19 protein-coding genes and 1 CRISPR repeat array (1 of these 20 cut by a window edge) are annotated in these 20964 nt (G+C 57.9%); of the genes, 14 read left to right on the top strand and 5 right to left on the bottom strand.

Going from position 1 to position 20964, the window contains the following annotated elements:
- A CRISPR array of direct repeats spans window positions 1-1238; the repeat unit is 36 nt; unit sequence GTTTCCAATTTCTAGGGATCCCCCCGAAGGGGGAAC (it extends 5 nt beyond the left edge of the window).
- A gap of 616 nt (window positions 1239-1854) precedes the next feature.
- Complete coding sequence (locus ACVWZF_RS00770; protein ID WP_011433525.1) at window positions 1855-2760, bottom strand: cation diffusion facilitator family transporter; 906 nt, start codon at window positions 2758-2760, stop codon at window positions 1855-1857.
- A gap of 135 nt (window positions 2761-2895) precedes the next feature.
- Here ACVWZF_RS00770 and ACVWZF_RS00765 point away from each other — a divergent pair, with 135 nt between their 5' ends.
- Window positions 2896-4302 carry a UDP-glucose dehydrogenase family protein gene (locus tag ACVWZF_RS00765; protein ID WP_457410587.1) on the top strand — a complete coding sequence of 469 codons (1407 nt, stop codon included), beginning with the start codon at window positions 2896-2898 and terminating at the stop codon, window positions 4300-4302.
- A 24-nt stretch (window positions 4303-4326) separates the two neighbouring features.
- Window positions 4327-5274 carry a UDP-glucuronic acid decarboxylase family protein gene (locus ACVWZF_RS00760; protein ID WP_457410586.1) on the top strand — a complete coding sequence of 316 codons (948 nt, stop codon included), beginning with the start codon at window positions 4327-4329 and terminating at the stop codon, window positions 5272-5274.
- 48 nt (window positions 5275-5322) lie between these two features.
- On the opposite strand, the gene ACVWZF_RS00755 is transcribed toward ACVWZF_RS00760, so the two are convergent.
- A complete protein-coding gene (locus tag ACVWZF_RS00755; RefSeq protein ID WP_414381749.1) occupies window positions 5323-5703 on the bottom strand; it encodes an ArsR/SmtB family transcription factor in 381 nt (126 codons plus the stop codon).
- Window positions 5704-5832: 129 nt separating this feature from the next.
- On the opposite strand from ACVWZF_RS00755, the gene ACVWZF_RS00750 reads away from it, so the two are divergent.
- The 4 genes from ACVWZF_RS00750 (at window position 5833) to ACVWZF_RS00735 (ending at window position 9597) form a co-directional block, all read left to right on the top strand.
- Entirely contained in the window at window positions 5833-6549 is a 717-nt protein-coding gene (locus ACVWZF_RS00750; protein WP_414413400.1) for an MBL fold metallo-hydrolase, read from the top strand.
- 131 nt (window positions 6550-6680) lie between these two features.
- Window positions 6681-7148: a DUF29 domain-containing protein gene (locus tag ACVWZF_RS00745; RefSeq protein ID WP_414355907.1), complete on the top strand. Its 468-nt coding sequence runs from the start codon at window positions 6681-6683 to the stop codon at window positions 7146-7148.
- A 56-nt stretch (window positions 7149-7204) separates the two neighbouring features.
- Window positions 7205-7786: a rhodanese-like domain-containing protein gene (locus ACVWZF_RS00740; protein WP_457410585.1), complete on the top strand. Its 582-nt coding sequence runs from the start codon at window positions 7205-7207 to the stop codon at window positions 7784-7786.
- The gene (locus ACVWZF_RS00735) at window positions 7783-9597 is read left to right on the top strand and encodes a SulP family inorganic anion transporter (RefSeq protein ID WP_457410584.1); all 1815 of its coding nucleotides are present in this window, start codon (window positions 7783-7785) and stop codon (window positions 9595-9597) included. The genes ACVWZF_RS00740 and ACVWZF_RS00735 overlap by 4 nt, the downstream gene beginning before the upstream one ends.
- On the opposite strand, the gene ACVWZF_RS00730 is transcribed toward ACVWZF_RS00735, so the two are convergent.
- Window positions 9575-10834 (bottom strand): hypothetical protein, encoded by a 1260-nt coding sequence (locus ACVWZF_RS00730; protein ID WP_457410583.1) that lies wholly within the window; start codon window positions 10832-10834, stop codon window positions 9575-9577. The genes ACVWZF_RS00735 and ACVWZF_RS00730 overlap by 23 nt on opposite strands.
- A 226-nt stretch (window positions 10835-11060) precedes the next feature.
- Here ACVWZF_RS00730 and trxA point away from each other — a divergent pair, with 226 nt between their 5' ends.
- Both trxA and lipB read left to right on the top strand, forming a co-directional pair.
- Window positions 11061-11393 (top strand): thioredoxin, encoded by a 333-nt coding sequence (trxA, locus tag ACVWZF_RS00725; protein WP_457410582.1) that lies wholly within the window; start codon window positions 11061-11063, stop codon window positions 11391-11393.
- A 76-nt stretch (window positions 11394-11469) separates the two neighbouring features.
- Window positions 11470-12264: a lipoyl(octanoyl) transferase LipB gene (gene lipB, locus ACVWZF_RS00720; RefSeq protein WP_457394081.1), complete on the top strand. Its 795-nt coding sequence runs from the start codon at window positions 11470-11472 to the stop codon at window positions 12262-12264.
- Window positions 12265-12324: 60 nt separating this feature from the next.
- Here the strand turns inward: lipB and ACVWZF_RS00715 are convergent, their stop codons facing one another.
- Window positions 12325-12774 (bottom strand): tetratricopeptide repeat protein, encoded by a 450-nt coding sequence (locus tag ACVWZF_RS00715; RefSeq protein WP_457410581.1) that lies wholly within the window; start codon window positions 12772-12774, stop codon window positions 12325-12327.
- A 570-nt stretch (window positions 12775-13344) separates the two neighbouring features.
- Complete coding sequence (locus tag ACVWZF_RS00710) at window positions 13345-13926, bottom strand: Uma2 family endonuclease (RefSeq protein ID WP_011430559.1); 582 nt, start codon at window positions 13924-13926, stop codon at window positions 13345-13347.
- 133 nt (window positions 13927-14059) lie between these two features.
- On the opposite strand from ACVWZF_RS00710, the gene purB reads away from it, so the two are divergent.
- From purB to pstB, 6 genes are all read left to right on the top strand, one after another.
- Window positions 14060-15355, top strand: coding sequence for an adenylosuccinate lyase (gene purB, locus ACVWZF_RS00705; protein WP_011433513.1), 1296 nt, complete (start codon window positions 14060-14062; stop codon window positions 15353-15355).
- A 9-nt stretch (window positions 15356-15364) separates the two neighbouring features.
- Window positions 15365-16345, top strand: coding sequence for an aspartate carbamoyltransferase catalytic subunit (locus ACVWZF_RS00700; RefSeq protein ID WP_011433512.1), 981 nt, complete (start codon window positions 15365-15367; stop codon window positions 16343-16345).
- Window positions 16346-16862: 517 nt separating this feature from the next.
- A complete protein-coding gene (pstS, locus tag ACVWZF_RS00695; RefSeq protein WP_011433510.1) occupies window positions 16863-17924 on the top strand; it encodes a phosphate ABC transporter substrate-binding protein PstS in 1062 nt (353 codons plus the stop codon).
- A gap of 148 nt (window positions 17925-18072) precedes the next feature.
- Window positions 18073-19056 carry a phosphate ABC transporter permease subunit PstC gene (gene pstC / locus ACVWZF_RS00690; protein ID WP_011433509.1) on the top strand — a complete coding sequence of 328 codons (984 nt, stop codon included), beginning with the start codon at window positions 18073-18075 and terminating at the stop codon, window positions 19054-19056.
- Between the two features lie 38 nt (window positions 19057-19094).
- Window positions 19095-19988 (top strand): phosphate ABC transporter permease PstA, encoded by an 894-nt coding sequence (pstA, locus tag ACVWZF_RS00685; protein WP_011433508.1) that lies wholly within the window; start codon window positions 19095-19097, stop codon window positions 19986-19988.
- Between the two features lie 70 nt (window positions 19989-20058).
- Entirely contained in the window at window positions 20059-20856 is a 798-nt protein-coding gene (gene pstB, locus ACVWZF_RS00680) for a phosphate ABC transporter ATP-binding protein PstB (RefSeq protein ID WP_011433507.1), read from the top strand.
- Window positions 20857-20964: the final 108 nt, after the last annotated feature.

The raw sequence follows: 20964 nt of genomic DNA, 5'->3' as shown, positions 1-20964 counted from the left end.
CAATTTCTAGGGATCCCCCCGAAGGGGGAACATCCCCATCCTGAGCCGGTGTTTGGAGCGTACTGGCAAGTTTCCAATTTCTAGGGATCCCCCCGAAGGGGGAACTTGAGCAGTTAGCCTAACCTCAACTAACTGCTCAATCTCATCAAGTTTCCAATTTCTAGGGATCCCCCCGAAGGGGGAACCCTGCGGGGAGGTGGGCTGTGTAATGCGGGCTACCCCGGTTTCCAATTTCTAGGGATCCCCCCGAAGGGGGAACACGAAGCGCTCGACATGGCCAAAGCGGCCTACGAGTGTAGTTTCCAATTTCTAGGGATCCCCCCGAAGGGGGAACCCACACTGGGCGATAGCCTGTGCGCTTGAATAAATTGTTTCCAATTTCTAGGGATCCCCCCGAAGGGGGAACTTCGGGGCAGTAGCTGACCTTCTCGATGTGGCTAGCAGGTTTCCAATTTCTAGGGATCCCCCCGAAGGGGGAACGTTCCCCCTCCTCCTCCGTCACCGCCCGTTGTGCCCTGAGCTGGGTTTCCAATTTCTAGGGATCCCCCCGAAGGGGGAACCGCCTCTCCGATGACCCAAACGTCGTGGTCCCATTGATGATGTTTCCAATTTCTAGGGATCCCCCCGAAGGGGGAACTTCAATGGTTACGAAAGATTAGAGGAGAACATCTACTGTCAGTTTCCAATTTCTAGGGATCCCCCCGAAGGGGGAACACGGATTCTAGCGGCCTTCCTGGGCCGTTTAGGGCGTTTCCAATTTCTAGGGATCCCCCCGAAGGGGGAACCTTATTTACAACCCAGATGCTCCTTTTGAAGAACGGGTTTCCAATTTCTAGGGATCCCCCCGAAGGGGGAACATTGGCGGGTGGTTAATCCTAGAGGATCACTGGACCGATGTTTCCAATTTCTAGGGATCCCCCCGAAGGGGGAACACGTCGAGCAAATGGGCTCATCTACCTTTCCCCTCGACTGGTTTGTTTCCAATTTCTAGGGATCCCCCCGAAGGGGGAACAGGGGTCTTTTCCATTCTGGCCCTCCCAGTTAACCTCAGTGGTTTCCAATTTCTAGGGATCCCCCCGAAGGGGGAACCCCTTTGCCAGGAAAGATGTAACCATATGCCATCAAGTTTCCAATTTCTAGGGATCCCCCCGAAGGGGGAACAAATGGACCTGTCCAGTACGATCCAATAGCTGAGTACGTTCGTTTCCAATTTCTAGGGATCCCCCCGAAGGGGGAACACCAAGACACCATTAACTATGCGTTAAGTATGGTTACCTTGGTCTGATTTACATAAGGCTACCACTAAGGTAGCCTTTTTTATTTTTGAAAAGTTTACTCCAAATCGGAGGTCAATATGTCTAGCACTAAAATCCAGCTGAACGATGTCCAAATAGTTTCCAATTTCTAGGGATCCCCCCGAAGGGGGAACAAGAACCACAGTGTTGGTGTTGATCTTGGATTAAAAACTTGTTTCCAATTTCTAGGGATCCCCCCGAAGGGGGAACCCGCTGGCACAGCTTGCCAGTCGAGATTGTCGAGCATCCAATCGTTTCCAATTTCTAGGGATCCCCCCGAAGGGGGAACCCACCCCTATTAAAGCCAAGCAGGGCAAGGGATGCAAGACCCGTTTGCGAGGGATCCGGAAAAAAGGGGGCAAAAAGAGTTTCGGCGAGGGGGTTTTGGGGCCGGAAAGCCTTGTGGCACAAGGCGTCGAGGGATCCGACGAAAGAATAGGCTTTTCCGAGATTTTGAGGGACGCTCGCAGAGGCGTTGATACCGTTTTGGTGTTCTTTTGGAAACATCAGGATCCCTGAGGTTTGGCTAGGCTATCTGTTGGCAGGTGGCGAGCTCCTGCTAGGGTTGCTCGATATGGGAGCGAGGCTCCAGGTGGATGAGGATCCGCGCCGGCCCGTAGCGCCCTTGCAGGAGGTGTTCGACTTCCTCAGTGAGGCGGTGGGCGGACTCAATGTCCTGTGGCTCCACCACCAGGTGCATCTCGATAAAGACCATTTCCCCTGGGATGCCGCGGGAAGTGATGTCATGGCAGTCGAGCACGCCTGGCACGCTCAGGATCAGATCCCGCAGGGCCTCGGCAGGGATCGCCACCCGATCTGTGAGGTAGGGAAGATTCTCCTGCAGCACTTCCCAGCCGCTTCGGAGCACCAGCAGCGCCACCGGCAAAGCCAGGGCTTGATCCAACCAAGGGATCCCCCAATAATGCATGCCGGCCAACCCCAGCAACACCGTCAGCGTCACCCCAACGTCGCTGAGGGTATGGCGCGCATCGGCCAACAGCAGCGAGCTGGACAGAGCTTTGCCCCAGCGGTGCTCGTAGAGGGTGACAAAGACATTAATGCCCAGCACGCCCACCATCATCCCCAAGGTCAGCTCATCGATCTGCAGGTGGGGCTGGGGCTCCCAAAACCGCTCCACGGCTGTGCGCAGGATCTCCAGGCTGGCCATCCCCAAAAAGGCGGCGATCCCCAGCGCTCCAATGGCTTCAAACTTGCGATGGCCGTAGGGATGGTCGTCATCGGGCTCTGGCGAAGAAAAGCGCACGGCCACCAAGCCCAAAATGTTGCTGGCGCTGTCGGTGGAGCTGTGCAGGGCATCGGCAATTAGGCTTAGGGATCCCGTCGTCAGCCCCAGGATTAACTTGATCAGAAACACCAGGACATTTAGCCCTAGCGTGACGTACAGCACCCTCTGCACTTGGCGCTGACGGCGGCTGGCTATGGCAGCAGAATCCAGAAAGCTCACTGCAGCTCGAGCGGGGATCCACAGATATCCTGCTTTATTCTGTCACCGACCTCAATAGGGGTAAGGGAGGGTACCCTAAAAGCAAGCTGCTAAGGCTTAGTCAAGTGGCCGCCGATTGGGGAGCGAACTCTGAGTATGCACGTTGCTGTGGTAGGCGCTGGCTATGTGGGCCTGGTAACAGGGGCTTGCCTGGCTCACCTAGGAAATAGCGTTATCTGTGTGGACAACAACCCCGCCAAGATTGAAGGGCTGCAGCGGGGTCGCCTGCCCATCTACGAGCCCGGCCTGGAAGAGCTGGTGCGGGAGGGAACTGCGGCGGGTCGGCTGCACTTTAGCACCGATCTGGGCTCTGGGATCCAGGCCAGCGAGGTGGTGTTTATTGCCGTGGGCACCCCGGCCCTGCCCAGCGGGGATCCCGATCTGCGCTACGTGGAAGCAGTGGCGCGGGAAATTGGCCAGCATCTGGACGAGCACTATCGAGTCATTGTCAACAAATCCACTGTGCCCATTGGCTCTGGGGACTGGGTGCGCATGCTCATTTTGGACGGGGCCGCCGAAGCCGCCAAGCAGCGGCTGAGCAGCCGAGAAGTGGGGAGAGATCCAGAGGCCAGATCCCTGACCTTGGAGCTCTCGCCTTGGACGCCGCAGTTTGACGTGGTGAGCAACCCCGAGTTTCTGCGGGAGGGCAGTGCCATCCAAGATACCTTCTACCCGGATCGCATTGTGATTGGCTCCAACAGCCCCCGCGCCATTGAAATCATGCGGCAGCTGTATGAACCCATCCTCGACCGCCAGCAGGGCCTGCAAGGGGATCCCGTGCCTTTGCTGGTGACCGACCTGGCTTCTGCCGAAATGATCAAGTATGCCGCCAACGCCTTCCTGGCCACCAAGATTAGCTTCATCAACGAAATGGCCAACATCTGCGAGCGCACCGGCGCCGACATCACCCAGGTGGCAGAAGGGATCGGCCTAGATAGGCGCATTGGCCGCGCCTTTCTCAACGCTGGCATAGGGTGGGGCGGAAGCTGCTTCCCCAAAGATCTGGCGGCTCTTATCCAAACCGCTGCTGACTATGGCTATGAGGCCAAGCTGTTGCGGGCCACGGTGGAGGTTAACCGAGAACAGCGGCAACGTTTGGTGGAAAAGCTGCAGCAAGCCCTCAAGGTGCTCAAGGGAAAAACCATTGGCCTACTGGGTCTGACGTTTAAACCCCACACCGACGACCTGCGGGATGCCCCTTCCCTGACCTTAATCGAGCAGCTCCACCGCCTTGGGGCAAAGGTGAAGGCGTATGATCCCGTTGTGTCCGCTTCAGGGATGCGGGAGGGGTTGGCCCATGTGGTGGTGGAAACGGATGTGTTTCGCCTGGCCCAAGATTGCGATGCCCTGGTGTTGGTGACGGAGTGGCCGGAGTTTTTGTCGCTGGATTACCGACGGATTGCAGAGCTGATGCGGCGGCCCTTGCTCATCGATGGCCGTAACTGTCTGGATCGGGAGGCGGTGCGGCAGGCGGGCATAACCCTCATTGGAGTGGGCTGGTAGGTGCTGGGGAAATCAGGGGAAATCATGAAGATCCTGGTTACAGGTGGCCTGGGATTTATCGGATCCCACTTGGTAACCCGCCTTCTGCAAGAAGGCCACTGGGTCATTTGTCTGGATAACGGCTACACGGGCCGGCAGCTCAATGTCCAAGCTCATCTAGACAACCCAGCCTTTCAGTTCATTTGGCACGACGTTGCCGAGCCCCTGCCGCCCGCTTTGGCAGAGTCTGGGATCCAGCAGATCTACCACCTGGCCTGCCCCGCTTCTCCCCCCCACTACCAAGCGGATCCCATCCGCACCATCCGCACCAGCCTCTGGGGCACCTACCACCTGCTGCAACTGGCCCAGAAAACGGGAGCGAGGTTCCTGCTGGCCTCGACTTCAGAAGTGTACGGGGATCCCCAGGTGCATCCCCAACCGGAAGACTACTGGGGCCACGTCAACCCCATCGGCCCGCGGGCCTGCTACGACGAATCCAAGCGCTTGGCGGAAACCCTCACCTTCGACTGGCAGCGGCAATACCAGACGGAGATCCGGGTGGCCCGCATCTTCAACACCTACGGCCCCGCCATGCGGGAGGACGATGGCCGCGTGGTGAGCAACTTTATCGTCCAGGCCCTGCGCGGGGATCCCCTGACGGTCTATGGGGATGGATCCCAGACCCGCAGCTTTTGCTACATCTCCGACCTGGTGGAAGGCTTGATCCGGCTGATGAACAGCCCCTACCCCGGACCCTTTAACTTGGGCAACCCAGAGGAGTTCACCATCCTGGAGCTGGCCCAGCAGGTGCTCGCCCTCACCGGCAGCCCTTCTCCCATCGTTTACCGGCCTCTGCCGACGGACGATCCCAAGCAGCGGCGGCCCGACATTCGCAAAGCCCGTGCCCTCTTGGGGTGGGAACCTCGGATCCCTTTGAAGGTTGGGCTGCAACAGACCATCCCTTACTTTCGTCAGCGGCTGGGGCTGGAATAACCTTCGGGTGCTCGCGAAATCCCAACCTACTTGAGAACCCTTTCCGCCTCAGCTCGGTTGACCTGGGTGAATGGCTGCCAGCGGCTCCAGTTGGCGGGCTTGCTGTTGCAGCCGACTCACCAACTGCCGACATACCATTTCACACAGCTCAAAGCACATGGGATCCGCAATTTGGTAATAAACACTCACCCCCTTGGGCTGACGGCTGACGATCCCTGCCTGGGTCAGGATCTTGAGGTGCTTGGAAACATTGGCCTGGCCCATACCCGTAGCTTCCAAGATTTGGGTGACGTTCTTGGGCCCCGAGCGCAACTGACACAGGATCTGCAGGCGGTTGGGTTCCGCCAAAACCTTGAAGTACTCTGCCACGCTGTCGAGAACCTGCGGCGTCAGGATCGTGCGACACTCATTCACATCCGCTCTGCTCACCGACTTTTCCCCAATCAACAAACCTGCTTGCGCCGTCCATGCAACTTGATTTTAACACTAGATAGTTATATAGTGTTCCTAGAAAGTCCAAGTTCACGTCGGGCTTTCGATACCAGACAGGAGGGCACTATGCTATTTCGCCAACTGTTCGACGCAGAAACAAGCACCTACACCTATTTAATCGCGGATCCGACAACTCGCGAGGCCGCCCTGGTGGATCCAGTGCTGGAGCAGGTGGAGCGGGATTTGAAGCTGATTCGGGAATTGGGTCTAACCTTGAAGTACTGCCTGGAAACCCACGTTCACGCGGATCACATCACGGGAACCGGGAAGCTGCGGGAACTGACCGGTTGCCAAGGGGTGGTGCCAGTACAGGCCAAGGCTCAATGTGCAGATCGTTTCATCGGTCATGGGGAAACGCTGCAAGTGGGATCCGTCGTCATTGAAGCCATCGCTACCCTGGGCCACACCGACAGCCACATGACCTACCGCGTGAATGGGGATCGCGTCCTTACCGGAGATGCCCTGCTGATCCGCGGCTGTGGGCGCACGGATTTCCAAAGCGGGGATCCCGGCCTGATGTACGACCATGTTACCCAGCACTTGTTTACGCTGCCCGATGAGACGCTGGTCTATCCTGGCCACGACTATCGCGGGCACACCGTCTCCACCATTGGCGAGGAGAAGCGCTGGAACCCGCGCTTTGTGGATCCGGAAACGGGCAACCTGCGTTCCCGTGAGAGCTTCATTGCCCTGATGAACAGCCTCAACCTGCCCCAGCCGAAGAAGATCCAGGAAGCGGTGCCGGCCAACGAGCAGTGCGGCCAAGTGGCAGCAGCGGTTTAATTCCTTCTGGGCAGCGAGGTGCAGGGTAAGCCCCCGCCGGCTGGGGAGCCCATGTGAAACTCCGATGGTGAGGGCCCGCTGCTCTGGGTAACCTTCTCTCAATTGGCTTGCCAGAAATGGAGAGTTTGAGCGTGGATCGAGAAAGTCTCTATGAGAGCGATTTCTACGCTTGGATCCAGCAACAAGCTCAATTTCTGCGGGATCGGGCCTGGGAGAAGCTGGATCTGCCCAATTTAGTCGAGGAGATTGAATCGTTGGGCAGGCAACAGCGGCAGGAACTGCGAAACCGACTTGCAGTTTTGGTTGGGCATCTCCTCAAGTGGGAGTACCAGCCAGAGGGGAGATCCGCAAGCTGGCTCCTCACCCTCCAGCTGCAGCGGCAGGAAGTTCTGGAGCTTCTTGAAGAAAGCCCAAGTCTCAAGCCCTATTTGCCAGAGGCCATCTCCAAGTCTTACTTGGGGGCGCTGAAGCTGGCCCTGGAGGAGACCAAGCTGCCCAGAAAGATTTTCCCCAAAACCTGCCCTTATTCCTCAGAGCAAATCCTGGATAGCCGGTTTTACCCCGGTGAGCCCAGTCATTTGCTTGAGGAGGGGGATTAATCCCAAAAATCGCTGCATTTTGCATTTTAGACAACGCTAGAAGCAAGGAGACAACCATGACCGTAACCCAACAAAACCCTATCCCTTCCGCTTCGCAAGAACGGGATCCCCGTCTCAAGGAGATCGATGCCCTGACCTTAAAACAGTGGCTGGATCAGGGGCGAGTCCAGCTCATTGATGTGCGGGAGCCGGGAGAATATGCCGATGAGCGGATCCCGGGGGCCATCAACATGCCCCTATCTACCTTTGACCCGGCCAAAGTGCCTGCTTCCACGCCAGAGAAGCCGGTGGTGTTGCACTGCCGCATGGGCAGCCGCTCCATCCGCGTCGGTTGTCAGTTGCTAGACCGCGGCTGGCCGGAGGTGATTAGCCTCAAGGGCGGGATCGAGGCTTGGAAAGTGGCCAAGCTGCCCGTTACCCGCACCCAAAATGCGCCCATCTCCATCATGCGGCAGGTGCAGATTGCGGCGGGATCCCTGGTGCTCACCGGAACCCTTCTGGGGGCCTTTGTCAACCCCTGGTGGCTGCTGCTGAGTGGCTTTGTGGGCGCTGGGCTGGTGTTTGCGGGTGTAACCAACACCTGTGGCATGGCTCTGCTCTTGGCTCGCATGCCCTGGAACCGAGGTCAGGCGCTATGAGTGGGATCCCTTCTGCTTCCTCTTCGGGGCAAGGGATCCTGGCGCGGTACCTGCCCTTTGCTAAGGAGTCCCTTTGGGTCTTCCACTATCAACGATCAGATTTGCCGGGAGATCTGATCGCCGGCCTTGTGGTGGCCATTCTGTTGGTGCCCCAGAGCATGGCCTATGCCCTGTTGGCCGGGTTGCCCCCCCAAGTGGGCCTGTACGCCAGTATTTTGCCGGTGATCGTCTATGGACTACTGGGATCCAGCCGCGCCTTGGCGGTAGGGCCAGTGGCCATCATCTCCCTCTTGGTGGCGGCAGGGTTAGAGCCGCTGGCCGGTCGCGTCAGCGGGACGGAGTCCTTGCCGGGCAGCCCGGAGTACGGGCAGTTGGCTTTGGGCTTGGCTCTGGAGGTGGCTCTGATCCAGGGGGCTATGGGACTGCTGCGGCTGGGGTTTTTGGCCAATTTCTTAAGCCACACGGTGGTGACTGCCTTTGGCAGCGCGGCGGCCTTGATCATCGGCTTCAGCCAGCTCCGCCACCTCCTGGGGGTCAAGATCGCCAATACGGAGTCCTTCTTGCTGTTGGTGCAGCGGCTGTGGCAAAGCCTGGACAAGGTGAACTGGGCAACCTTTGGCCTAGGGCTGCTGGCCGTATCCCTGCTGGTGTACGCTCAGCGAAAGTTGCCCCACCAACTGCGGCGTTGGGGTGTGCCTCCAGGTTGGGCCTTGATTTTGACCAAGGGGGCACCGCTAGCGGCTGTGCTCGTGACCAGCCTGTTGGTCTGGGGCCTAAACCTCTCGGAGAGGGCAGGGGTATCCGTTGTTGGCTCCATTCCTTCCGGGTTGCCCCCCTTGGGCTTTCCCTCGTTGAGCTGGGGACAGTGGACAGCGCTTCTGCCCACCGCCTTGGCCATCAGCTTGGTGGGCTTCACGGAAAGCTATGCCGTGGGGCAGTCCTTGGCCAGCCAGCGGCGGCAGAAGGTGGATCCCAACCAAGATCTGGTGGCTTTGGGGGCAGCCAACTTGGCAGCAGCCTGCAGTGGCGGCTATCCGGTAACGGGAGGCATCAGCCGGTCGGTGGTGAACTTTCAAGCGGGAGCCAACAGCGGCCTGGCTTCCCTGATCACCGGCCTGTTGGTGGCTTTGACGGTCATCTGGCTGATGCCCCTGTTCACCTTCTTGCCCCAGACCACCCTGGCGGCCATTGTTCTGGTGGCGGTGCTGGCCCTGGTGGATTTTCACCCCCTGCTGCAAAGCTGGCGCTACGACCGTGGCGATGCCCTGGTTTGGTTGGTAACCTTTGCCAGTGTGCTGGGGATCGGAGTGGAGCAGGGGATCGGAATAGGGGTGTTAGTCTCCATCCTGCTCTTTCTTTGGCGGGCTAGCCGTCCTCACATTGCCATCGTGGGTCAGGTGCCCGGTACGGAGCACTACCGCAACGTGCAGCGCCATGAGGTGATTACCGATCCCCGTATCTTGGCAGTGCGGGTGGACGAGAGCCTGTTTTTTGCCAACGCAGCCTACTTGCAGGAGTATCTGCTGCGAGAGGTGGCGGCGCGACCCACAGTGGAGCAGGTGCTGCTCGTTGCCAGCGCCATCAACTTCATCGACGGCAGCGCTTTGGAAGTGCTGACCCAGTTGGTGGAACGTTTGCAGCAGGCAGGGGTGGGCTTTGCCATGGCCGAGGTGAAGGGGCCGGTAATGGATCGCCTCCAAAAGGCTGGGTTTGTGGAGAAAGTGGGCGCTGAGCGCTTCTTCCTCTCCACTCACCAGGCGATGCAAGCCCTCGGATCCCAGCAGAGCCTCAGTCAGGTGTCATCTTCCTGATCAGCACAAGGGGGGTTTGTTCAGCGGCATTGCCGGCGGGGTTTTTGCGCAGCGCCTGCTTCACCAGGGATCCCTGCACCCCGGAGGTGGCGGCCAGGAGCTTCACCTCTCCCAGGTCGTTGGCATCCACGATGGCCACTTCGTAGCCCGTCTGCCGATGCAGATCCCCCACCAACTTGGCCGGATCCCGCGGCCCCAGCACGATGAACTGGTCATAGGGAGGCAGGGTGCCAGTAACGTCGTCGATGAGATCGGCCTGCTCCCCCGCCAGGGCATAAAAGACCCCAGAGATCCCCAGCAGCTTGGCCAGGGATCCCACCACAAAAGCCCACACCACCCGCCAGGCCCCGGAGCAGTCGATCAAAGTCTGCATCCCGTAGCAGCTTGAAAGACTGGTCTTGGAGGGGAAGAAGTAGCACAGGGTGCGGGCCAGCCAGCCGGGCTGCACCTGCAGGGGATGGCGGAAGTTGCCCTGGACAATAGCCACGGCGCTTTCCGAGATGGCCACCATATCGCCGGGCTGGATGTGAGGGCCTACATACCGCCGTAGCACCTCGGCCAAGTCATCGCTGGGGGTCAGCAGATGGGTGGGAACGGCGGCCCAAAGGAGGGATCCCTGCTTCTGCCAGTTCAGCTCTGGCAAGGGCTCCACCTCCTGCAACGGCAGGATGAGATGGCTGGTCTTGAGGGTGCGCCGCTGCCGCCCGTACTGGATGTAGTCCAACTCCAGCCAGGCAGAGCGCAAATGGGCCAGCCCTTCCCCCTTCAGCTCGATCTCAACCTCTAGGCCAGTCTGGTTCTGGGGGGTGATGATGTAGGCCTGCCAGTAGTTGTCTTGGCGGGGGGGAAGATCCGGATGGCGAGAGCGCAGGCGTAGGCGGGTGTCAATGCCTTCTGGGGAGCCAGCGCTGAGCAAATGCAGTCGCGGCTGCACCTGGGCCAAGGTGACCTCAAAGAGGGGGTTGAGGTTGCGGGCCACGAACTCCGCCTGGATAACCCAGTGCTCCAAGGTGTTGCGGCCTATGCCCCAGCCCTTGGGTTCCACCACCAGCTGGTCAGCGGGGCGGGTTTTCAGCCAGTACAGCAACGTTCCCAAGCTGAGCAGCAGCCCGGCCACCACCTGGCTCCAAGCCGAGGGATCCCAAAGCCAACGCCAAGCCCCCCATAGGCTGAGTCCTACCCCAGCCAGCACTGCAGCCAACACGCCACGATTCACCATGCTGCTACTTGTTGCCATTGGGATCCCACTCCTCCAAGTCCTTAAACCCTGCTAAAGTCTGCCCCTTTGTCCACCACAACACCCTAGACTACAGGTACGCTCTAGCTCTTCTCCCAAACCCTAGCCATCCTACCGGGAAACCGAAGCAGGCCGTAGCGGGATCCCTACCTAATTTTTAGTCTCAAACAGTTAGCTTACAAATAGATTTCATCTCAGGCTTTTCAGAACACCCTTGGAGTTTCCTATGGCGCACAAACAGCAATTCAAAAGTTTTGCCGACATGATTCAGGGATCCAAAACCCCGATCCTGGTGGATTTTTATGCTTCCTGGTGCGGCCCTTGTCAGGTTATGGCGCAAGTGTTGGAGCAGGTAAAACCTCAGGTGGGGGATGCGGTTACTTTTGTGAAGGTTGACACCGAAAAGTACCCAACCATCGCTGCTCACTGGGGCATTCAAGCGGTGCCAACGCTGATCCTCTTCAAAGATGGGAAGCCGATTGACCGCATTGAGGGGCTGTTGCAGCCGCGGGCCCTGTTGGAGCGGTTGCGGGCGCAGGTCAACCTGCCGGTAGGCTAGGTGGACGTTGCTGGGATGGGGTCTTTTGGTCATCTTCTGGTGGCACAGCGAGCTCTCCAGCAAAACCGCCTTTGAGATGTCCTCGCAGGTGTTTGAGCGCTCTTTGGGATCTCCGCCTCTGGAGGTTCACCTGGCGGGAGAGGTGCCCTATCGCACCGCTTGGGCTTGGCAGCAAGCCAGGGTGGCTCGCCTGATCTGCAATCCGCAGCTGCCAGATGGGCTCCTACTGCTCACCCACCCGCCGGTCTACACCCTGGGGGCAGGGGCGGATCCCAAGTTCCTCAAGAGCTTGGCTGGACAGATAGGATCCCCAGCTGCCCGCCCAGAATTCCTCTCTGGACAAGGGCCAGAAATCCTGCGGGTAGAGCGCGGCGGCGAAGTCACTTACCACGGGCCAGGCCAGTGGGTTGGTTATGCGATCCTCAACCTCAGGCGCCACCGTCTGGATCTCCACTGGTACCTGCGCCAACTGGAGCAGGTGCTTATTGAAACTGTGGCCCACTTTGGCCTGCGGGGGGAGCGGATCCCTGGCCTCACAGGGGTTTGGGTGGAGGGGCGCAAAGTGGCGGCCATCGGCATCAAGGTCTCCCGCTGGGTGACCTACCACGGCTTTGCCCTCAACGTCTGCCCGGATCTAGCTGCCTTCGAGGCCATCGTGCCCTGTGGGATCCCTGATCGCCCGGTGGGATCCCTGGTGCACTTTTGTCCGGAGGTAACGATGGCTGCCGTAGCTCCGGTGCTGGTGGAGTCGTTCTGTCAGGTCTTTGGGCTGCAGGCTCAGGCAGTTTCCCTGGCCGAGTGGTTGGGAGAGCCTCGGCTTTCTGACAAGTTGCTGGGAGAATCAACCGCTCAGACGCCTAAGCGCAAGTGAGGGGAAAGACCAGACAGGTTACCCAACTTCGAGGTGGCCCTAGGTTTAATCCAAGGGCGGCTACTCCACCCCCAACTGGCGCAGCAGTTGCTGCAGGATGGCCTGGTTGGCAAAGTTGCCGCTCTTGGAAAAGAGAGCCAAGGCCTGGCGAAAGTCGGCCATGGCGGCTTCTCGATCCCCCAACTGAAGATAGGCCACCCCGCGGCTAAAGTAGGCTTCTGGGATCCCTGCATTCAACTGAATGGCCCGCTCCGCATCGGCCAACGCCTCTTGGGGCTGGCGCAACTGGTTGTAGACGTAGCTGCGGTTCACATAGGCCGGCGCATAGGTGGGATCCAACTGCACCGCCCGATCCAGATCCGCCAGGGCAGCCACGGGATCCCCCCGCAGCAACTTGAGGGATCCCTGCCAGTTGAACTCGGAAGCGGTGTTTGGGGCCGAGGTCTTCTCAGGAGGAGGTGGGAAGGCAGGCAAAGAGATGGCAGGGGCAGGAGCGAGGAATGCTGCCAAGAAACCTATCAGAGCTATCCTTCCCCATCGACACTTGATTGTGCTCCGCACCGCTAATGACGTCCTGATACATTTACGCTGAACACTGCTGAACATCACTGTTCAACTATGCAGCGATAGCATTCTGTTTGTTTCCAAACAGAATGGCGGTATCCCGCAAAGCTTTGAGTAGAATACCCAAAGCGCAGTTTCCGTGTCGTCTTACTACCAATTTTCTGCTTTGCTTTGGCTACCATGTTGGCAGACTCGAAAGTAAACAGAAAGATCAACTGGTAGTAATCCGTACTGAACATATTATACATTATTTTCAGTATAGTTGAGCTTATTATTGACTAGAGTCATGCTCTTCGGATCCCGAACTAGTTCAATATAGACCGTCGGCGAGAGGGGCAACCCCCTGCACTTAACTTGCAAGGGGTGCGGGGAGCTACAAGTTCCGCGCTCTGGCGGGAAAGTCAGGGTCGAGATACCGACTCCTCTGCCAAGTCGTTCTGTGACGCGGGGCAGGAATGCCCAATGGCAAGGTTGGGAGGCCCAAGCTCTATTGGCTAGAGTGAGGGCGGGGGGATGTTACAAGGAAAGCTTCTGGAATAGATGAGCCACCGGCAGGGCAAATCCTGGAATAACCTCTTCACCTTCTAGAAGATCAACCGATTTCAGGAGGCGGTCAGGCTCTTGAGAGCTGCGATACACCAGGACGTAGTGCTCGCTGGGGTGAACCAGCCAAACCAGGCGGCTGCCATTTTCAAAGTACTCCACCAGCTTGTCATGAATTTCTTCAACCGTATTGCGGGGGGAAAGCACTTCAACAGCCAGATCTGGAGCGCCTTCCAAAAATCCTGTGGGCAGTTCAGCCATGCCCTGCAAGCGTTCTTTAGCAAAAAAAGAGATGTCAGGGGAGCGCCAATTTCCACTCTTCATCTTAAAAGCAGTGCTGGAATCTAAAACGATCCCCAGCTTGTTGGACAAAACGTAGGGGGTCAAAGCTGCCAATAGGAGGCTGCAGACATAACCATGGAGTGCCCCCGCGCTTCCCATATCAATTGGCTTCCCATCAACAATCTCGTAGCGATGTCCCTCCCTGGACAACGCCATGAATTCTTCGGCTGTCCAAGCTCTTTTTCCCTGAGTTGGCACAGCTCCGACGGTCATCTGCAAACTCCTTGCTGCTCCTTCGACACCGCAAGCCAAGCCCGCAGGGATCCCCCAGCGGCTTTTCCTCGAGGGGGGACGCCAAAGGCTAAAATAGCCTAGCTCATCCTACTGTACCGACGGAAAAGGCACCTTGATCGAGCGCTACACTCTGCCCGAAATGGGCCAGATTTGGTCCACTGCCCACAAGCTCCAGACCTGGCTGCAGGTGGAGCTGGCTGTCTGTGAAGCGCAAGCGGAGCTGGGGCGGATCCCGCAAGAAGCCCTGCAGGAGATCAGAGCCAAAGCCGCCTTTGACCCGGCGCGGGTTTTGGAAATTGAGGCGGAAGTGAAGCACGATGTTATTGCCTTCTTAACCAACCTCAACGAGCACGTGGGCGAGGCAGGGCGCTACATCCACCTGGGCCTGACCAGCTCGGATGTGTTGGATACGGCCCTGGCCCTGCAGCTTGTGGCCTCGGTGGAGATCTTGCAAGCCCGCCTGGCCGACCTCATCGCTGCTATCCGCGACCAAGCTCGGCAGCACCGCTACACCCTCATGATCGGCCGCACCCACGGTGTTCACGCCGAGCCGATTACCTTTGGCTTTAAGCTGGCAGGGTGGCTGGCCGAGTGCCTGCGCCACCAAGAGCGCCTAGCTCGCCTGCGGGAAGTGGTGGCGGTGGGCAAGATCTCTGGCGCCGTGGGCACCTACGCCAACGTGCCTCCCCAGGTGGAGCAGTTGGCCTGCGCTCGCCTGGGCCTGAAGCCCGATACAGCCTCGACACAGGTAATCTCGCGGGATCGCCACGCTGAATACGTGCAAACCTTGGCTCTGATTGGCTCTTCCCTAGAGCGCTTTGCTACTGAAATCCGCCACCTGCAGCGAACAGAGGTACTGGAGGCTGAGGAGTACTTTGCCCCCGGCCAAAAGGGATCCTCTGCTATGCCCCACAAGCGCAACCCCATCAAATCTGAACAGCTAACCGGGATTTCCCGCCTCCTGCGGGGGTATGCCCTTCCGGCTCTGGAAAACATTCCTCTTTGGCATGAGCGGGACATCTCCCACAGCTCCGTAGAGCGGGTCATCCTGCCGGATGCCTCCATCCTCTGCCACTATCTGTTGGTCAACATGGCGGAGCTGGTGGGCCAGCTGCAGGTTCACGCTCGCAACATGGAGCGCAATCTCAACCTCTACGGCGGCGTCATCTTCAGCCAGCAGGTGCTGCTGGCTTTGGTGGAGAAGGGCCTTAGCCGCGAGGAAGCCTACCGCCTGGTGCAGGAAAATGCTCACCGCGCCTGGAACCAGCCCGGCGGGGATTTCCGCGCCAATCTGCTGGCGGATCCCCGAGTGATGGCCCACCTCAGCGAGGCGGAACTGCAGGCTTGTTTTGATCCGCGGCGCCACCTAACCCATTTGGACGAGATCTTTGCCCGCTTGGGCATTTGAGGATCCCCTATGGTTTGGCAGCGGCAGCACGTCTTGGGCTTGGCGGATTTTACTCCCGAAGAATACCAGATGGTTTTGCAGACCAGCGCCAGTTTCCAGGAGGTGTTGACGCGGCGGTTGCCCAAGGTGCCCACCTTGCAGGGGAAGGTGGTGGTGACGCTGTTCTTCGAGCCTTCCACCCGCACCCGTACCAGTTTTGAGCTGGCGGCCAAGCGCCTTTCGGCAGATGTGCTCAACTTTTCCCCAGGCACCTCTTCCTTGAGCAAAGGGGAGACGCTTTTGGATACGGCCCGCACCTTTCTGGCCATGGGATCCGATCTCTTAATCGTTCGCCATGCCCAGGCAGGAGTGCCCCAACAATTAGCTGCCGAGATCGACCGCCGCGGATCCCCTGTGGGCGTTCTCAATGCCGGGGATGGACTGCACGAACATCCCACCCAAGGTTTGCTGGATTTGTTTACCCTCTGCAGCCATCTGGATCCCCGGCGTCCCCGTCTGGAGTTGCTGCAAGGGATCAAAATCGCCATTGTCGGCGATATTCTCCACTCGCGGGTGGCCCGCTCCGATATCTATGCCTTGGTGGCCGCCGGAGCTGAGGTTCACTTAGCCGGCCCTCCCACCCTATTGCCCAAAGATTTTGCCCAGTTTGTACCCGGCCACACGCTCCCTATCCATTGGCAGCTGGAGCCTGCCCTAGAAGGGGCGCGTTTTGTTATCACCTTGCGCCTGCAACAGGAGCGCATGGGCGAGTTCCTTCTCCCCAGCTTGCAGGAGTACCATCACTTCTTCGGCCTCACGCGGCAGCGGCTGCGCCTGTGCCACCCAGAGGTGAGGGTTTTACACCCCGGCCCGGTCAATCGCGGTGTGGAACTCAGCTCCGAGGTGATGGAGGATCCCGGCTTGAACCTGATTGAGCAGCAGGTCACCCACGGCGTGGCGGTGCGCATGGCCCTGCTGTACCTCATGGGGGGCGGGCGGATCCCAGCTTAGAGCCCAGATCTTTCTCTGCTCGGGGAACATGTAGAGCTGCCCCACGTCTGGAGTGTTGAAGTCCATCTCCTAGCTAATTCTCTCTGTCAAAACTGTCAAAAGTCGGAAGAAGCTCTGGCCAGAGCTTTTCCCGCCCTGCTGAAATCATGTCCAAGCTTGCCGAGAGGTGAGCAACATCTTTGTCTCAAATTTTACACATCTTGGATCTGGATCGAGTTTTTTTGCAGCCGTCCCAGCTTAGCTCTTATTCAAGTTGTGTCCGTTTGATTGGTTGTCAAATGAGATAGAAGTTCAGCAGCTAGACCTTTTCGCGGATCCTGGGCTCCAGGATCCTGATTTTGCTGAAATCCAAACTGGCCAAAACCACCAGATGGAAAATCAAGGTTTGGAAACGAGCCAGCACACTCAAAAATATCGATTTTTTCTCTTGACTTAACCCAAAGTTAACCTTTAGATATCCCTCTGTTAACTTTGAGGTTATAGGGTTGAAAATGTTGATTCGCCACAGATATTACCTATGCGAACCCTGCTTTCTGCTTTCTCCCTCACCGCTCTAACAGTAGGATTTCTAACAGCGACCTCGGCTCAAGCCCAAACCGTGCAAATCTCCGGGGCGGGCGCGACCTTTGCGGCTCCTTTGCTGCAACGTTGGTTTGACGCCTACAACCGCACCGTAGACCCCACTGTGCAAGTCAGCTATCAGTCTGTCGGTAGTGGTGCTGGCCTAGAGCAGGTGATCAATGGCACTGTGGACTTCGGCGCTTCCGAGGCGCCTTTCTCCGGTGCTCGCCTGGAAAGCTTCCGAGCTAAATACCGCTATGAGCCCCTACAGTTGCCTATGGCGGGAGGGTCCATCGAGTTTGCCTATAACCTGCCCGGCATTGAAGACGGAGAGCTCATCCTGAAGCGGAAAACCTACTGCGGCATCGTGACCGGCGAGATCACTCGCTGGGACGACATTCGCATCAAGGCCGAGAACCCACGCATAGCAAACAAGCTGCCACCCCTGGACATCACCTGGGTACACCGCTCTGATGGTTCTGGGACTACCTTTGTGTTCACCAACCACATCAGAACTGTCTGCCCTAATTGGACAGCCGGTGCTGGTACTTCTGTCGAGTGGCCTGTTGGCATTGGAGCCCAAGGGAATGAGGGCGTAGCCGCCACCATCAAGCAGGAGCCAGGGGCAATTGGCTACGTGAACCAGTCCTATGCCAAGCTGGAAAAGATGGCCACTGCTCGCTTGGAAAACAAAGCGGGCAACATTGTTGAGTTCTCGACTGAGGCAGCTACCTCGGCGCTGGATGCTCCCATTCCTGATAACTTTGCGCTGTTGGTGCCCGACCCTGAAGGGCCAAATGACTACCCAATCGTGGGCTTGTTCTGGGTGATGCTGTACCGCGAGTATCCCGATCAGCAGAAGCTGACCAAGCTGGTGGAGGCTCTGAAGTGGACCCAGGGGCCAGAGGGTCAAGCCATCACCAAGGAGCTGGACTACATCCCTATGCCTGAGGCGGCTATCCAGCGGATCTTTGCAGAGCTGGATGCCATCACCGTTAACCCCAATGCGGTGCGATGACTGGGTTGCAGCCTGAACTCCACTAGAGTGGAGCTGGTGGCCGGCTGAGGAGGCAGGTGAGGCTTTCTCGGTCGGCTGCTGGGGTTACCTTGCACGGTGGGATTTTTAGGAAAGATTTTGAACCGAAGATGATCATGGGAGAGAGGCTATGACTTCAGCGGCTACGGGTTATGGTTCACCACCAAACCCGGATATCGATGTTGACATTGAGAAAAAGGCGAGCCTGTCTCGGGCTGTTGATGTGGGCTTTGTCCGCCTGACGCTGGCCTTGGCAGGGTTTGCCGGCATTATCCTCATCTGGGTGATTCTTCAAACCACCGAAGCGGCTCTGCTGGCGATTCAGCAGTTTGGCTTGGGCTTCCTGGTTACTGCCCGCTGGAACCCGGTGGAAAACATCTACGGGGTGCTACCACAGATTTATGGCAGTTTGGTAACCTCTCTGGTGGCTTTGATTTTTGCCATCCCTCTGGGCATTGGCACTGCCATCTTCCTGACGGAAGGTTTTGCCCCCAAGTGGGTAACGGAGCCGATTGGCTTTGCCATTGAGCTGATCGTGGCCACTCCCAGTGTGGTGCTGGGGCTATGGGGGATCTTTGTGCTGATTCCAGCAGTGCGGCCCATCTTTCGAGCCATTAACCAGACGCTGGGTTGGATCCCTTTCTTGGGTGGCCCGGCTCCGCGGGGGCCCAGCTTGTTGATAGTGGCTATGGTGCTGGGGATCATGATCTCTCCCATCATCATCTCCATTACCCGCAGTACCTTTGAATCTCTACCACGCAGCCTAAAAGAGGGCGCTTTGGCTCTGGGGGCAACCCGCTGGGAGACCCTCTTAACGGTGATGATCCCTGCCGGCCTGTCGGGCATTGTCAGCTCGATCATGCTGGCGCTGGGACGGGCCCTGGGAGAGACCATGGTGGCGGCCATGCTTTCCGGCAACGCCAACCGCATCAATATCTCCCTAATGCAGCCGGGATCCACCATTACTGGCTTGATTGCCTCTCAGTTTGGCGAGGCAGGACGCTTGCAGGTTTCGGCTCTCATGTATGCCGGCGTGGTGCTGATGGTGCTGACGTTATTGGTCAACATTGTTGCCGAGATCATCATCCGCAAGTTTCAAAACTTGGAGCAGTAACTTGGGAAGCAGAAAGAAGATGAAGGAGCACTGTTATCATGTCCGACTCAGCACAGCTTGCCCCTGAGAAGGTTGACATCGACATTACTCGTGCCGCCATTGCCCCTGTCCGCAATTACACAGGCATTGTCCTAACCCTGCTGAGTGGCCTCTTTGTGGCGGTGATCATAGCTTCCCTATCTTGGGTGCTGTGGGATGTGGGCAAGGAAGGCATCCAGCGGATAAATTGGGATGTCCTCACCCAGACCCGCTACCCTGCCCCTGGCCTGGCGGAAGGGGGCTTTGGTCACGCAATTGTCGGCAATTTAATGGTGCTGGCTACGGGGGCGGCTTTGAGCTTTCCCTTCGGCATCTTGGCGGCAGTGTACTTGTCTGAATTCGGTCGCGGCACCCGCTTGGCTTATCTGGTTAAGTTTTCCTGCAATGTGCTCACGGGGGTACCGGCCATTCTCTGCGGCCTGTTTGCCTATGCTGTGGTGGTGAGGGGATCCGGCTTTTCGGCTTTCTCGGGAGGGGTGGCTTTTGGCGTGCTGATGCTGCCGATTGTCATCCGCTCCACCGAGGAGGCGTTGCTGCTGGTTTCGCCCGACATGCGCTTGGCTTCCCTTGGCCTGGGCTCAAATCGCTTTCAGACCACAATGCGCGTTGTTTTGCCGGCAGCGGCACCGGCCATCGTAACCGGGCTAATCCTGGCTTTGGCCCGAGCGGCAGGCGAGGCTGCACCTCTGCTCTTTACCGCCTTCAACAACAATTTCTGGTCTACTAATCTCTTTGGCCCGGTGGCTACCTTGCCGGTGATGGTCTACTTTTTCTCCATCATTCCCTACAGGGTGCAGCAGGAGCTGGCTTGGGCGGGCGCTTTGGTTTTGTTAGCCATTGTTTTGGCGGCCAGCTTGACCGCTCGCTTTTTGGTGTACAAGACCAGGAAATAGCCTGAGGATTCTCAACAAAGTCTTGAATCGAACTCTTCGTCGAACTCTAGCTCTTTTTGTGAGTGCTGCCATGCAAACTCAATCTCTTAACCAGACCTCTTACGTTTTCAGGACCGAGAACCTGAATGTCTACTATGGCTCCAATCTGGCGGTAAAAAATGTTACTCTGGACATCCCAGCCCGACAGATTACTGCGTTTATCGGCCCTTCCGGCTGTGGCAAAAGCACGATCCTACGTTGCTTCAACCGCACCAACGATTTGATCCCCGGTGCTCGTGTAGAGGGCAAGCTCACCTACCACGGCAAGGATCTCTACGCCAAAGAGGTCGATCCGGTGGCGGTGCGGCGGCGTATCGGCATGGTCTTCCAAAGACCCAATCCCTTCCCCAAAAGCATTTACGACAACGTGGCCTACGGCCCGCGGGTGCTGGGGATGAAGGTAGACTTGGACGAGGTGGTGGAAACCTCGCTGAAACGGGCTGCCCTCTGGGATGAAGTCAAAGACAAGTTGAAAGAAAATGGTCAGTCGCTGTCGGGAGGGCAGCAGCAGCGCTTGTGTATTGCCCGCGCTCTGGCGGTACAGCCGGATGTGATTTTGATGGATGAGCCCTGTTCGGCACTGGATCCCATTTCCACCCGCCGTATCGAAGAGCTGATGAAGGAGCTGGAGGAGGAATATACCATCATCATCGTCACCCACAACATGCAGCAGGCCAGCCGCGTCTCGGATATGACGGCTTTCTTCAGCGTGGAGCTGGTGGGATCCAACCGTGTGGGCGAGCTGATTGAATTTGACAGAACTGAAGTCATCTTCAACAGCCCCACCAAGCAAGCCACAAGAGATTATGTGGAGGGCCGCTTCGGCTAATCGACCTGGCCGGACAGGGATCCTTCCCATACTGTTCTCGGCAAACCCTTTTGCAGGCAATTTCTGCCGATGATGGAGTCTGAAGAACCGTTGCACCCAAATACGGAT

The organism is Thermostichus sp. OS-CIW-30 (assembly GCF_054060215.1).
The sequence above is the reverse complement of the archived record's forward strand: the minus strand, read 5'-3'. Positions and strand labels throughout refer to the sequence as shown.